This is a genomic window from Streptomyces sp. NPDC107517 (assembly GCF_055582645.1).
Map to the genome: position 1 here is coordinate 1 of NZ_JBVJPM010000044.1, position 13,727 is coordinate 13,727.

Sequence of the window (13,727 nt, forward strand, 5' to 3'; positions counted from 1 at the left end):
TGCTCGTGTTGCTCTTCTTGCTCACTACCTGGAACTGCTTCCTCCGGGACCTGTCGTCCCAGTATCAGGCTGTCCAGCTCAGAGGGGGAACTTCAGACACCGGCCGACTCAGCCCGTGGGTACGCCGACCGCATCCCACGCCTGGAGTACCGCATCGTGCTCCTGCGGCCCGTAGGCGTCGGCAGCGTCCGTGGTCATCCGTGCGAAGGACATGAAGTCGGCGTCGCTGGCGAGCGTGCCACTGGTGAGCACGTCGTACCAGATACGGCCGGCGCCATCCCAGGCGTGGGTGCCGAGCTGGGTGGCGGCGAGGTAGAAGGCGTGGTTGGGGATGCCCGAGTTGATGTGCACGCCGCCGTTGTCGGCGAAGGTCTGCACAAAGTCGTTCATGTGGGCAGGCTGCGGATCCTTGCCGAGCTCATGGTCGTCGTACGCGGTGCCGGGCGCCTTCATCGAGCGCAGAGCGACGCCCTGTACGCCGGGGCGCAGCAGTTCCTCGCCGATCAGCCAGTTTGCTTCCTCGGTCGTCTCACCCCTGGCGTACTGCTCGACCAGGGACCCGAATACGTCGGACAGATGCTCGTTCAGAGCTCCGGACTGGCCCATGTATGTCAGGTTGGCGGTGTATTGGGTGACGCCGTGGGTGAGCTCGTGGCCGATGACGTCGGGGGACTGGGTGAAGTCGCCGAAGATGCGTCCGTCCCCGTCGCCGAAGACCATCTGCTCGCCGTCCCAGAAGGCATTGTCGTAGTCCCGGCGGTAGTGAACGCTGGCGTCCAGCGGGAGGCCGGCCCCGTCGATGGACAAGCGGGACAGTGCCTGCAGATAGAAGTCGAAGGTGGCTCCAAGGCCGTCGTAGGCTTGATTGACCGAGGTGTCCAATACGTCGGCCTCGCCCTCACCGCGTATGCGTCTGCCGGGCAAATCCTGCCGGTGCTCGACGTCGCAGACGGTGCGGTCGGAATGGTCAGGGCCGTGCGTAGGTAGGGCGGCGGTCGGGCCGATCTCAGCCATCAGCCTGCGTTGGACGCGTTGTGCCGCGTCGAGTGCAAGGGTGCGGCGGGCAGGCTCGTGCACGGCCGGTTCCTCGGCTCGGGCCAGCCGGTTGAGCAGATGCGGTGGCACGATCGCACACGGCGTCGCGGCCACGGACCTGAGCGAGGAGTGCCGGATGTCGTCGGTCATTGGATGTGCTCCGATCGGTGCGGATGGCGGTAGCGCACCTCATCCGCCTGATGCTCGCGCCCGTGCGCGCACCTCAAGACGGCCTGGTGAAAACAGTGCTGTCGGCCCGTCAGATGCCGCCACGAGCCACGCCCACGGCGGACAAGGTGCTGCCACCGTGGTGCTGGGCACGGACACACTCAAGGGGGACGACGTGATCCACTGCCTCAAGAGCACGCACGTGCGCCTCGAGATGCCGCGGGCGAGGACGTCTTCATGTCGAAGGCGGTCAACTGCTGCTGTGCCGAGCATGGAGTTCTCGCCCTGGAGGAGAAGACCCTTCCGGTTTCAAGGGGCGATCAATGTGCGCGCGTGCTATGTCATCAGTTTCCGCCCGTCACCAGAGGCCTGCAACTCCGCATCCAGCAGCTCCGGCCGTGGCCCGTCACCAAGCCGGATCTCACCGAGGGGGCGGCATCGACCTCGGCGCCGACACCGAGGTCAATGCCCCAAAAGCCAGGCACGTTGGCGCAGCTCGGCGCGGGTTCCCGGACGAGCCTCCGGTCGCGCGATCAGGCCGGATCAGGCAGCCTGCTGAGCAAGTTTTGGAGGCGGGCGAAGGACACGAGATCCCTGCGGGGCTTCCGTTGTCGGGACGCCCGAGGACCCCGCGGATGCGATCCGTGACGTCATCTCCGATGACAGGGCGAAGGAGCCACCTGAGGTGGTCTCCTCCTGCGACGCCGAAAGACTCGAGTGCCTCATCCAGAACGTCGAGCACAAGGCGCGGGGATATGAGCACGCCCAACGGTGGATCGAAAACAGCCAAGGACGCCCGACGACGAAACCCGCGAACTCCCTCCCGGACCGTTGTAGAGACCTGGTCGCTCGACTGGCTCCGCACAGCCGTCGGCGAGACGAAGATGTAGTGACGTCCTTGCCCGAGTTCAGCAAATGACGGGGCATCATCCGGGAGGTCGCTGAGGAGACCGGTTGCGACGCGGTGGTCGAACGCCTGCTGGGCGTGGACTCGAGAGTGATCCCAGCGGCCGTCGCTCGTATGGAAGTCGAGCATCAGAATGTCAGCACCTTCTACCAGGTCCGCGTCACCGGCGGCCAGCTCCGGCCCGCACCGCACGGCGAGACCGCCGCGTCAGCCCGGTCTCCGATCCCCGACCTCGCTCGCCTGCGCCGATCATCTCTGCTTGGGGTGAGATCGGCTTCGCCCTGGACCAGACCGTCATGGCAACGGGCCACGTCGCTCCCGTTCCGGTCGGCGGACTGATCCAGCACTGAAGCTCACACCGCTCCCCGCAGGAGGAGTCCGACTTGCAGTCGTAGACGGAGGCGCTTGCCCCAGCCATACGTGAGAGTGCGTCGTCAATTCTTTCCGATGGCTTGCGCGTACGAGCGCTTTCCTCTCCGGTACGAAATCTCTCCGAGCACGATGTCAAGGAGCATGAACGCTGCGAGCGGGATACCGAGCAGCGGCACGAAATAGCCGAGAACAGCGATCACCGTCATCAGGGGGACGAGGATGTACGGCGGTACGTGCTGCCAGGCACCGCGCGGGATCGGGCGGCCGAAGCGGGAGCCCTTGCCTCGCTTCCACCACATTCGGTAGCCCCACACGATCAGCAGGATCAGGCAGAGCGCGAGGGCGGCGAGGGCGATCTGGTTGACGATGCCGAAGAGCATGCCGGTGTGCGCGTCGATGCCCCAGCGGGTCAGCTTGGCGAGCACCGGGTAATCGTTGAAGCGCAGGACGTCGGTGACTTCTCCGGTGGCCGGGTCGATGGCCACCGAGTCCTGCTTCTCCGGCCAGCTGCGCTGGATCTGCTGGACGACGTAGGCGGAGGAGTCGTCGGCCGGCAGCACCATCTCCACCGGGTTCGACAGTCCTTCGGCGCGCGCCGCCTTCAGGACCGCGTCGATGCCGACGTCCTTCGCATGGGAGGCGGTTGAACCGCTGCCGCCCATGTCCATGCCCGCCATGTCGTGACCGGCGTGCTCACCGCCGGAGGCGACCGCCGAGGAGACCGTGGGTGTCGTCTGCTTCAGCGACTCGCGCAGGTCACTGATGGAAGCACCGGCGTACGTCGACCAGGTCAGGCCGGTCGCGGAGAGAAAGAACAGGCCGAGGGCGGCCCAAACGCCCACGGTGCCGTGCAGGGACAGGGTGCGGCGGCGGCCGGACGTGCCCCGGATCTTGCGGCGTGCACGGCGGCGGCCGAACCACAGCACCAGGCCGCCACCGGCGATCACCCACAGCCAGCTCGCGGCGAATTCGCTGTAGAGACGGCCGGTTTCGCCGAGGTGCAGGTCTCGGTGGAGTTCGTCGATCCAGGTGCGCAGCGGCAGCGCTCCGGTGGAGCCGTACTGCTCCAGGGCTCCGCGGACCTCTCCGTTGTACGGGTTCACGAACACGGCGAGCTTGTGGTCGGCGTCCACGCCGGGTACGCCGGACAGCAGTACCCGGGTGGTCGCCCCGGCCTCGGGCGAGGGCCTCACCGCGGCGACGGTGCCCTCGGGGTGGGCCTTGTGGGCCGCGGCCACCTGCTGGGACATCGGCAGTTCGGATGTGCCGGCGGGGACGGTCAGTTCATGGGAGTACACGATCTTCTCGGCCTGGAACGAGCAGGCGTACAGGAAGCCGGTCACGGCGGCGACGAACAGGAACGGGGCGACGAACACCCCGGCGAAGAAGTGCAGTCGCAGCACCAGGGGGCGCAGTGATCCCCAGGCGGACCCGGTGGCCGGCGGTGGTGGCGCCGGGTTGTTCTCCTCGGCGGGGCGGGTTGACGGTATGACGGACATGGGGGTGCTCCTGCTTCCAGGGGGGACGAGTGGACGTCCGAAGACGCGCCGGTGCAGTGGTCGGCTCTTCGGACGGGGGAGTTCCGGGCGGGCGGCCGATGTGGCGGAAGCCACTGCGGCCGCCCGCTGCTCAGACGGCCGGCGGTTCGGCTTCGACGACTTCCCGCGCGAGGGTCGAGCGGGCGCGGGCCACACGGGAACGGACCGTGCCGACCGGGCAGTGACTGCGCTCGGCCGCCTCCGCGTAGGGCAGGCCCAGCAGTTGGGTGAGCACGAACGCCTCCCGGCGGTCGGCGGGCAGGCTGTCCAGCAGATCGAGGAGGGCTATGCCGTCCTCGAATCCGGGCAGCCCGCGCGGCTGGGCGAGTTCGGCGGCGGTCTGCCAGTCCGCCGTGTCGGCACGGCGGGGCCGGGCGGCCGCGTACCGGTAGCTGTCGATCACCGCGCGGCGCGCGATGGACAGCAGCCAGGTGCGGGCCGTGGAGCGGCCCTCGAAGCGGTGCAGGCTGCCGAGCGCGCGCAGGAACGTGTCCTGCGCGAGATCGTCCACGGCCTGCGCGTCGTGGCAGAGATGAGCGACGTAGCACTGCACGTCGCGGTGGAGGGCACGGACGAAGCGGTCGGCGGCGACCGGATCACCACTGCGGGCGGCGAGCGCCCAGGCGGTGATCGAGTCGTCGCGACGGGCCGCCGAGTCGTCCGGCCCGTGCACGTCCGCCCATGGCGGGGCGGACGTCGGAGCAGGGGTCATCACCTGGAGTCCCTCTCGGATCATCCGGAACCAGGACCGACAGCGTCCCGAAGGGCACAGGGGATCCCGGTCCGGTGTGCGGGAAAACGGCCGCGCGGCCCGCTCGGGCGCACGGCCGGGGCCCGAGGGTGCGGCGCAGCCTCGGGAAGCCGGCTGTCGTCAGGCGACAGCGGTCCCCGCGGGCGGACCCCGAGAAGTGATCGCATGGATCAGGAGAAGCAGGCGCGGCGCCCGGTCGGACTCCGCCCTGCGGGCGCGGACGCGTGGCCGGTGCGGCGGCGTAGGCAGCCTCAGCAGCCGCAGCGGGGCGACAAGCCAGGCCGCGAACGACCGGGCGATCCGGAACACGGCCTGCTCGCCACAGGCGAGCCACAGGCCGCTGACTACGGCCGCCATGAGGTGGGCCAGGAGCATGCCGAGCGGAGACATGCCCCCCATGCCATGGCCCATGCCCATCGCCGACCCCATGGAGTCCATCGAGCCCGGCGCAGCCATGGAGTGGTTCATGGAGCCCAGGTCCATGCCCGGCCCCATGTCCATGGAACTCATGTCCATGGCCGGGTGGCCGGCGTCCATCGGCGCCCCGCACAACACATGGCCCAGCCACTGCTGCGCGAGTGAGCCGCCGGACGCCTCCGGGTGCGCAAGCACTTGGGCGAGCGAGAACAGCGAGTGCAGCGCCGCCTGCGCGGCAACGGCCATGCCGACGACGAGGACGAGCCCGCGCTCGCGTCGGGCGAGCGACCATGCCGCACCACCCGTCACGACAGCCCCGGCACTGAGCGACCACCACGGCACGGTGCCCCCCGACATCAGGGTGTGGCCCAGGGCGGTGAGCAGCACACAGACGGCCGCGAACACCGCGGCCCGTCCTGTGCGAGCACCCCACCCTGTCGTCATCGCGGGCTCATCTTTGCACCCGTGATTCCGTGATCACCGGCCGGTACGGAAATTGGTGGGGTGGCGTCAGCCGTGCGGGAGATGCGGTGCAGGACACAGATAGGCCTCGGAACTCCCCCGCCGCCGCATCCGAAGGCTCTTGAGACCCGGTGAAGTCCGGATGTTTGGAGAGGGAACCCGTGACGGCGGTGCAAGATGGGACCCTACGACGGCCATTGAGTCGACGGCCTCTGCGGGCGGTGGCCGTCCGCCGGGTACGACGGGTGCCTGACCTGGCTGCTGACGTGCGCGATGTCGTTCTCGATGATGCAGGTGTGCCTGCTCGGGCACTGGGTGCGCGGATCGTGAGCGGCCTGGGCGCCTCGGTGCTCGGTCTGACGACCTCCGCGGGATTCGCAGCGGGCGGCCGTGCTGTCGCCGCCGGCCGGGCGGGTGGTGGACACCCAAGGTCCGTGGCGCTGCCTGATCGCCGGTTCGCATCCTGCCTCGCGACCCGCGATCGAGGTCCGGGCTCGCCGCCGGGCCGCCGCGCGGGATGATCGCCTGGCCGGCCATCTTCTCCTTGTTCCTCGGGTGCGGCATCGCCTGGGTCAACACATACCTGTCGTTGCACGGAGTACGTCACCTCGCTCCGGGGCCGACGGCGGCGGTGCTCTGGTGGCGGTCCTTGGGCTCACCGGGATCGCGGGGCGGGTGCGCCGGCCGCGGCTCGCCGGCCGACCGGAACGTGCGCGATGGCTACCGGGCGCGTTCAAGGAGCCGCTCTACGCGCCGCCTCCTCTGCTGCAACGCATGGTCGAGGCAGGGCTGTTGGGCCGGAGGACCGGTCGCGGCTTTCACCGCTACGACGCGCACACCGCCAAGGACCACCGGGGCTGAGAGGCAGGCCCGGGTACCGCTGCCGGGATGAGGGCCCGGCGGCGGCGAGCGGACGAGGCGGGAGACGGCGCACGGGGACCGTCTCCCGCTCCGCCCGCTGGCTGCTTTCCCCCACAGACGTGTCACACCTCACCGTCCGAAACCCGGACTCCCTGCCATCGCCCGACCGGCGACCCGTAGGGTGACCGACGCAGCTGGTTCGCCCCGTCCGCCAGACGGGAGTGTCGCAAGAGGGAACCCGGTGGGAATCCGGGACTGCCCCGCAGCGGTGAGTGGGAACGACCGCCGTCATCACGCACTGGGCCCCGACGAACGGGACCTGGGAAGCGATGGCCAGTAGGAGCCTCGTACGAGTTCCGTACGTGACGAGGCGCGCCCACGAGTCCGAAGACCTGCCATCTGCCCGTGCCCGTACGACGCGCGCGCGGACATTCCGGTGACCTCGAGGGCGGGTCGGCGTACGTACCGAGCGGACGACCGCGCCTTGCCGCGCGAGGACGTGCCGCCGGTCTGCCACTCCTTCTTGACCGCGTCGGTCTCCGGGATCCCAGGGATACGTCTCTCGAAGGAGATCTCCGTGACCACCAAGACCGCGGCCGCGGCAGCACGGGCCACCGTGTACGGCTACCCCCGCCAGGGACGGAACCGCCGGCTGAAGAAGGCGATCGAGGGCTACTGGCAGGGCCGCGTCACCGCCGACGCCCTCCGCGCCACCGCCGCCGACCTGCGCCGGATCAACTGGCAGGAGCTCGCCGACGCGGGCATCGGAGAAGTCCCCACCGGCGACTTCTCCTGCTACGACCACGTCCTCGACACCACCGTCATGGTGGGCGCGATCCCCGAGCGCCACCGCGCCGCCGTCGCCGTCGACGCCCTCGACGGGTACTTCGCCATGGCTCGCGGCACGCAGGACGTGGCGCCGCTGGAGATGACCAAGTGGTTCGACACCAACTACCACTATCTGGTACCGGAGTTGGGCCCGGACACCGCGTTCACCGCCGACTCCACCAAGCAGGTCACCGAACTCGGGGAAGCCCTCGCTCAGGGCTTGTCCGCCCGGCCGGTCCTCGTCGGCCCGGTCACGTATCTGCTGCTCGCGAAGCCCGCGCCGGGTGTCGCCGCGGACTTCGACCCGCTGACACTGCTGGACCGGTTGCTGCCCGTGTACGCCGACGTGCTCGCCGATCTGCGCGCCGCCGGCGCCGAGTGGGTGCAGCTCGACGAACCCGCCCTCGTCCAGGACCGCACTCCGGCCGAGTTGAACGCCGCCGCACGCGCCTACCGCGACCTGGGCGCCCTCACGGACCGCCCGAAGCTGCTGGTGGCCTCCTACTTCGGACGTCTGGGTGACGCCCTGCCAGTACTGGCCAAGGCACCGGTCGACGGTCTCGCCCTCGACTTCACCGAGGCCGCCGCCGCGAACCTCGACGCCCTCGCCGCAGTCGGCGGCCTGCCCGGCAAGCGCCTGGTCGCCGGTGTCGTCAACGGCCGCAACATCTGGCTCAACGACCTCGAGAAGTCCCTCAGCACGCTCGGCACCCTGCTGGGCCTTGCCGACCGGGTCGACGTCGCCGCTTCCTGCTCACTGCTCCACGTACCGCTCGACGCATCCCTCGAGCGGGACATCGAGCCCCAGATCCTGCGCTGGCTCGCCTTCGCCCGGCAGAAGACCACCGAGGTGGCCACCCTCGCCAAGGGCCTGGCCCAGGGAACCGACACCATCGCGGCCGAACTCGCGGCCAACAAGGCCGACTTGGCCTCGCGCGCCGGATCGCCGATCACCTACGACCCGGCCGTCCGCACCCGCGTCACGGCCGTCACCGACACCGACGCACGCCGCTCCCAGCCGTACGCCGAGCGGACCGCCGCCCAACGCGCCCTCCTCGGCCTGCCGCTGCTGCCGACCACCACCATCGGCTCGTTCCCCCAGACCACCGAGCTGCGCACCGCGCGTGCCGACCTGCGGGCCGGCCGAATCGACACGGCAGGCTACGAGGACCGCATCCGCGCCGAGATCCAGGACGTGATCTCCTTCCAGGAGAAGACCGGCCTGGACGTCCTGGTACATGGCGAGCCCGAGCGCAACGACATGGTGCAGTACTTCGCCGAGCAGCTCACCGGATACCTGGCCACGCAGCACGGATGGGTGCAGTCCTACGGCACCCGATACGTCCGTCCGCCGGTCCTGGCCGGCGACATCTCGCGTCCCGAGCCGATGACGGTGCGCTGGACGGCGTACGCACAGTCGCTGTCCGACCGGCCCGTCAAGGGCATGCTCACCGGCCCGGTCACCATGCTCGCCTGGTCCTTCGTCCGCGATGACCAGCCACTGGCCGACACCGCACGCCAGGTCGCCCTCGCCCTGCGCGACGAGGTGAACGACCTTGAGGCGAACGGCACTTCGGTGATCCAGGTCGACGAACCCGCCCTGCGCGAGACCCTGCCCCTGCGCGCCACCGACCACGCCGCCTACCTCTTCTGGGCCACCGAGGCATTCCGTCTCACCACCAGCGGCGTACGCCCGGACACCCAGATCCACACCCACATGTGCTACGCCGAGTTCGGCGACATCGTCCAGGCCATCGACGACCTCGACGCCGATGTCATCAGCCTGGAAGCCGCCCGCTCCCACATGCAGGTCGCCCACGAACTCGCCGAGCACGGCTACCCGCGCGAGGCAGGTCCCGGCGTGTACGACATCCACTCCCCGCGTGTCCCCAGCGCAGACGAAGCGGCGTCCCTGCTGCGTACGGGACTTGAGGCCATCCCCGCCGAGCGGCTCTGGGTCAACCCCGACTGCGGCCTGAAGACCCGCGGCTGGCCCGAGACCCGCGCCTCGCTGGAGAACCTCGTCGCAGCCGCGCGCGCAGTCCGCGAGGAGCTCAGGACGACCACGTCCTGAGCCGATCAAGTCCGGGCCGGGGCACCACGCGCCCCGGCCCGGCCCCGGCCAGGGATGTGGCCCGCGTCACGCGGACCCCGGCATATGGGCCCTGTCGGCGAAGCAGCGCCGGCAGGGCCCGCTACGCGTGCTCTACTCGGCGCGGGATCCGGTGGCGCGGCTGCGCAGGACGGCGAACACCGCCGCCGCCAGCCCCAGCACGCCCACGACCAGCCCGGCGACACCGAGCCCACGTGCGGTCGAGTCACTGCTCGACGCGGTCGACTCAGTACGCGCGGAACTCTTCGCGCTCGCCGACGGGGTGACCGCCGTGCCGCCGTCCTCGTCCGCGCCCTTGGCGGTCAGCTTGAGCACAGGCGCGGGGTTCTCCGGCTCCTCCCCGCCGGACGCGTCCTCGATCCAACGGACGGTCTTGCCGTCGGAGTAGGTCTGCAGGGTCTTGAAGGTCAGCTGGTCGGTGTCGTCCGACAGCTGGCCGAAGGCGACATTGAAGTCCTGGTACTGCCCGGCACCGATCTTTCCGCCGGTCCAGGTGATCTCGGAGACGGCGTCGGTGATGGTGCCGTCGTCGGTCTTGACGGGTGTCTTGAGCTTGGTGCTGGTCACCTTGGCCGTCCAGCCGTCCTGCGGGGTGACGAGAACGCCGAGGACGGGGTGGTCGGTGGGCAGGAAGACCTGCACCTTGGTGGTGGAGGCGGCGCCCTCCTCGTTGGGCACGCGGAAGGTCAGGACGCCGTCGGTGGCGCCCTTGGCGTAGCTTTCGGGGTGGACGGTGACGTGCGCGGAGGCGATGCCCGCGGCGGCCAGGACTCCGGCGGCCGCCAGGGCGGTCACGGCGCCGGCTCGGCGCAGGGCGGTACGTGCTCGGAACATGGGTGAGTGGATCTCCGTACTGGAAGGGATGTCGCGGTCAGATGGCGTACGACGCCCCTGTCGGCGGCCCCCGCCGGTGCACGGCGTACCGCAGGCGCACACCCCTCAATGACCAGGATTCCGCGCGGGGCCGAGGTCCCGGCAGCAGAGTGTCCGGCACTCCTCCAACGGCCTGCCACCAGGCGACGAGCCCCGGCACGAACTCGATCGCCCACCGCAACAGCGACCACAGTGCGGCCTCGCTCCTCCGCAACCACCACGTCAGGACGGAAGCCGCCCCCACGTGGACAGCGGTGGCGTGCGGTGTCAACGCATGGGCATGGGCGGTCATCCGCATGCCGTGCATGACCATCGCGGCGTGAGGCGGCCGGACAGCGTGGAAGACGACGTGCAGTGCGCTCTGAGCAGCGAGCGTCACGGCGCCTATGCCAGCCAGCGACCGCTCCCGGCCGCCCAGCAGACAGCCGGCCACGAAGACCGGGCCGCCTGCGGCAACCTGAACCCACACCGACGGCGCCTCACCCGTTGCCAGCGCGTGCCCTCCGGCAGCGAGGAGTACGCACAGCACCGCGAACACCGCCGCGCGCACGCTCCGAACCCCCAGAGACACCCTCATCGCACCGGATGCTCCCACACGGCCAGAGGATCTATCCCGCCGCCCGCGCATACACCACCGCCCGCGAATCACCCCGACCGCACCTGCCTCCTCCTTACGAGTCGGACGCAAGGACCGTTCAGTTCCCGGCCCTCCGGATGAAATCGAGGCACCTGGAGCACCGCCGGAGCAGGGGCGCACATCAGCCATCCACCTCGCCCCCACACGCGACAGGAGCGTGCATCCGCGCCGTCCACGCCGGGTATCCCCCGTACAGTCCCCGCGACCGCCGGTCTCGGACACCGACGCGCGCGATCCCACGCCCACGGAGGTACAGCGGCATGACCGACATCAGCGGACTGCAGCCTGTCGCCACGTTCTGCGGCAAATGCGACTGCGGCTGCCCCCAGCTCTTCGTCGACCCCAACGCCCCCGCCGAACGACGGATCATCCTGACCGACGACTTCGGCCAGCGTGTCCAGATGAGCTTCGACCAATTCTCCAACCTGGTCGAGGACGCCAAGGCAGGGAAGCTGGACGGCATCGCCCTGCCCTGAGATGTACGTGTAAGGCGCACGACGTGTGCGGCGGGCCGGAAAGCGTCCAGGCTTCCCGGCCCTGCCCTTGCCGAAAACTCATCCGTCCTGGTGGGAGCCAGTGTGCGGAGTCTGGAGCGCGGCAACTGTGGCTGATGGCACAGGCGCCCTCGCCCCGCTGACGAGAGCCGCGGCATGATGATCCACCATGCCGCTGCGACTGGCCTACCTGAGTGTGGCGAGCACATTCGCGATGCTGCGCCTGATGCCGATGAACGATCGGGCGTTCATGGCGGCGCCGCTGCACCGGCTTCCGCAAGATGTGCTGCGCACGCTGCGCCGGATCCGGGTCCTGGGCGCGACCGCCACCCGACCGCCTCCTGGGTGACGCGGGCAGCTGATCACTCGGCAACACTCCAGCTCAAGGGGTGTGAAGCAGTTTGAAGCACCACGCCTTGACGTGCCCGGAGCGGCCGATCGAATCCACATCGGGCAGGTCTAGACACGTCGGCTTCTTTACATCTACCTTCTAGACATGCCTGGACAGGTTCATAAACATCATCGCGTCGCCCGGGACCTCGCAGACGAGATCCGTGCAGGTGTGCACGCCGACGGCACCAAGCTGCCCGGCGAACACGCCCTGCGGGAGCGATTCGGGGTCAGCCGGACGACCGTGCGGCAGGCCCTCGGGGTCCTGGGCGAGCAAGGGCTCATCGAGACGCACCCCGGAATCGGTTCGATCGTCACCTTCGACGGCACCCCGCTCGACCAGCGGCTCGGCTGGACCCGGGCCCTCGCCGATCGAGGCACCGAACTCAGCACCCACGTCCTGCGGTTCGAGCGGATCAAGGATGCGGCCCTGGCCGCCGAACTCGGCCTGGAGAGCGACGAGTTCACGGCCCTTGACCGGGTACGGCGACTGCCGGACGGACACGGTGTCTCCCTGGAGTTCAGCCGGGTGCCCGCCGTGGGCGAGCTCGCCGGCCTGGCCGAGCGCGGCCTGGACGGGAACTCGCTGAGCCGCACGCTCACCGCGGCGGGCCGGATCCCGGACTCCGCTGAGGCACAAATAGGCGTCGCGGGACTGGCGGACGCCGATGCCTCGTCCCTGCACCGCTCCCCCGGCGAGTCCTTCCTCCGCGTCGCCCAGGTGTTTCGCGACGCGGACGGGGGGGTGGTCGAGCAGGTGACGAGCCTGCTGGATCCCGCCCGGTTCCAACTGCACGTACGTACCGACCGAGGAGGCCACCTGTGACCGACACCCCTGAGTTCGACCGCGCCCTCGGGGCCTTCTACGGCCTCGCGCTCGGGGACGCCCTCGGCATGCCGACCCAGGTCATGTCGCGCGCCGACGTCGTTCGCGTCTACGGCACACTGCGCGGCTTCGAATCCGCGCAGCCCGACAACCCGGTCAGCGCAGGGATGCCCGCCGGGTCCGTCACCGACGACACGGACCAGGCGGTCATCGTGGCGCGACTGCTCGTCGAGGGCGGCGGGCACGTCGACCCGCTGCGGTTCGCCGAGGAACTCCTTTCCTGGGAGAAGGAGATGAAGGCCAAGGGGTCGTTCGACCTGCTCGGCCCGTCGACAAAGGCGGCGCTCGACTCCGTGGCCCGCGGCACGGACCCCAAGGAGGCCGGGAAGTACGGCACCACGAACGGTGCCGCGATGCGGGTCACCCCGGTCGGCATCGCCTTCGCCTGCGCTCCCGACACCGAGCGGTTCCTCGACCGGGTCGTCGAGTCCTGCCAGGTCACGCACGACACCACCGTCGGCATCGCGGGCGCGGCGGCGGTCGCGGCCGCGGTCTCCACCGGCGTCGCGGGTGGCAGTCTCGACGACGCCTTCGACGCCGCGATCAGCCTGTCCGCGGCCGGCGCCCGGCGCGGGCACTGGATCGCGGGCGCCAGCATCTCGGCGCGGATCGGCTGGGCGCGCGACCTGGTCGTCGGCCTCGACCAGGACGCGGCTCTCGACCGGATCGACGCGCTCATCGGCACCAGCGTCGCCAGCCAGGAGTCGGTGCCCGCCGCCTTCGCGGTGCTCGCGCTGGCCGACGGCGACCCGTGGCGCTCCGCACTCCTCGCGGCGAATCTCGGCGGCGACAGCGACACGATCGGCGCGATCGCGGGCGCGATCGCCGGTTCCGTGCACGGCTTCGCCGCCCTGCCCGCCACCGAGGTACGCACCCTGCACGAGGTCAACGACCTCGAACTGGAGTCTCTGACACGCCAGTTGCTCACTCACCGTCACTGACACCCACCGCTCCACACCACACACCCACATCCACACCCCACCCACAGCCCAGCA

At 70.0% G+C, this 13,727-nt stretch carries 11 protein-coding genes, 2 pseudogenes and 1 riboswitch; of the genes and pseudogenes, 7 read left to right on the forward strand and 6 right to left on the reverse strand.

The genetic code is table 11. The features are described 5' to 3' along the window. Nucleotides 1-108 precede the first annotated feature (108 nt). Nucleotides 109-1,185, reverse strand: coding sequence for a M4 family metallopeptidase (locus ACZ67T_RS42520; protein WP_469991961.1), 1,077 nt, complete (start codon nucleotides 1,183-1,185; stop codon nucleotides 109-111). Between the two features lie 943 nt (nucleotides 1,186-2,128). On the opposite strand from ACZ67T_RS42520, the pseudogene ACZ67T_RS42525 reads away from it, so the two are divergent. Further along, a pseudogene (locus ACZ67T_RS42525) lies at nucleotides 2,129-2,460 on the forward strand (NUDIX hydrolase); the annotation flags it as partial. Nucleotides 2,461-2,544: 84 nt separating this feature from the next. Here the strand turns inward: ACZ67T_RS42525 and ACZ67T_RS42530 are convergent. The 3 genes from ACZ67T_RS42530 to ACZ67T_RS42540 form a co-directional block, all read right to left on the reverse strand. Next, nucleotides 2,545-3,981 carry a PepSY-associated TM helix domain-containing protein gene (locus ACZ67T_RS42530; protein WP_469991963.1) on the reverse strand — a complete coding sequence of 479 codons (1,437 nt, stop codon included), beginning with the start codon at nucleotides 3,979-3,981 and terminating at the stop codon, nucleotides 2,545-2,547. A gap of 130 nt (nucleotides 3,982-4,111) precedes the next feature. Further along, entirely contained in the window at nucleotides 4,112-4,732 is a 621-nt protein-coding gene (locus ACZ67T_RS42535; protein WP_469991965.1) for a sigma-70 family RNA polymerase sigma factor, read from the reverse strand. 159 nt (nucleotides 4,733-4,891) lie between these two features. Beyond that, entirely contained in the window at nucleotides 4,892-5,632 is a 741-nt protein-coding gene (locus ACZ67T_RS42540) for a hypothetical protein (protein WP_469991966.1), read from the reverse strand. A 750-nt stretch (nucleotides 5,633-6,382) separates the two neighbouring features. Here ACZ67T_RS42540 and ACZ67T_RS42545 point away from each other — a divergent pair. Together ACZ67T_RS42545 and metE are read left to right on the forward strand one after the other, a co-directional pair. Beyond that, nucleotides 6,383-6,511, forward strand: a pseudogene (locus ACZ67T_RS42545) (3-hydroxyacyl-CoA dehydrogenase family protein); the annotation flags it as partial. A gap of 178 nt (nucleotides 6,512-6,689) precedes the next feature. Beyond that, nucleotides 6,690-6,925: riboswitch (cobalamin riboswitch) on the forward strand. Nucleotides 6,926-7,088: 163 nt separating this feature from the next. Next, nucleotides 7,089-9,413, forward strand: a complete 2,325-nt coding sequence (gene metE / locus ACZ67T_RS42550; RefSeq protein ID WP_469991968.1) for a 5-methyltetrahydropteroyltriglutamate--homocysteine S-methyltransferase — start codon at nucleotides 7,089-7,091, stop codon at nucleotides 9,411-9,413. A 132-nt stretch (nucleotides 9,414-9,545) separates the two neighbouring features. Here the strand turns inward: metE and ACZ67T_RS42555 are convergent, their stop codons facing one another. Together ACZ67T_RS42555 and ACZ67T_RS42560 are read right to left on the reverse strand one after the other, a co-directional pair. Further along, on the reverse strand, nucleotides 9,546-10,286 hold the full coding sequence (locus tag ACZ67T_RS42555; protein ID WP_469991970.1) for a YcnI family protein: 741 nt from the start codon (nucleotides 10,284-10,286) through the stop codon (nucleotides 9,546-9,548). Between the two features lie 37 nt (nucleotides 10,287-10,323). Then, nucleotides 10,324-10,902 (reverse strand): hypothetical protein, encoded by a 579-nt coding sequence (locus tag ACZ67T_RS42560; RefSeq protein WP_469991971.1) that lies wholly within the window; start codon nucleotides 10,900-10,902, stop codon nucleotides 10,324-10,326. 320 nt (nucleotides 10,903-11,222) lie between these two features. Between ACZ67T_RS42560 and ACZ67T_RS42565 the strand changes: the two genes are divergently transcribed. The 4 genes from ACZ67T_RS42565 (at nucleotide 11,223) to ACZ67T_RS42580 (ending at nucleotide 13,673) form a co-directional block, all read left to right on the forward strand. Continuing rightward, entirely contained in the window at nucleotides 11,223-11,438 is a 216-nt protein-coding gene (locus ACZ67T_RS42565; protein WP_469991973.1) for a hypothetical protein, read from the forward strand. Between the two features lie 187 nt (nucleotides 11,439-11,625). Further along, nucleotides 11,626-11,805, forward strand: a complete 180-nt coding sequence (locus ACZ67T_RS42570) for a hypothetical protein (RefSeq protein WP_469991975.1) — start codon at nucleotides 11,626-11,628, stop codon at nucleotides 11,803-11,805. A gap of 147 nt (nucleotides 11,806-11,952) precedes the next feature. Continuing rightward, nucleotides 11,953-12,672, forward strand: a complete 720-nt coding sequence (locus tag ACZ67T_RS42575) for a GntR family transcriptional regulator (protein WP_469991977.1) — start codon at nucleotides 11,953-11,955, stop codon at nucleotides 12,670-12,672. Next, nucleotides 12,669-13,673: an ADP-ribosylglycohydrolase family protein gene (locus tag ACZ67T_RS42580; RefSeq protein WP_469991979.1), complete on the forward strand. Its 1,005-nt coding sequence runs from the start codon at nucleotides 12,669-12,671 to the stop codon at nucleotides 13,671-13,673. Before ACZ67T_RS42575 ends, ACZ67T_RS42580 begins: the two co-directional genes overlap by 4 nt. Nucleotides 13,674-13,727: the final 54 nt, after the last annotated feature.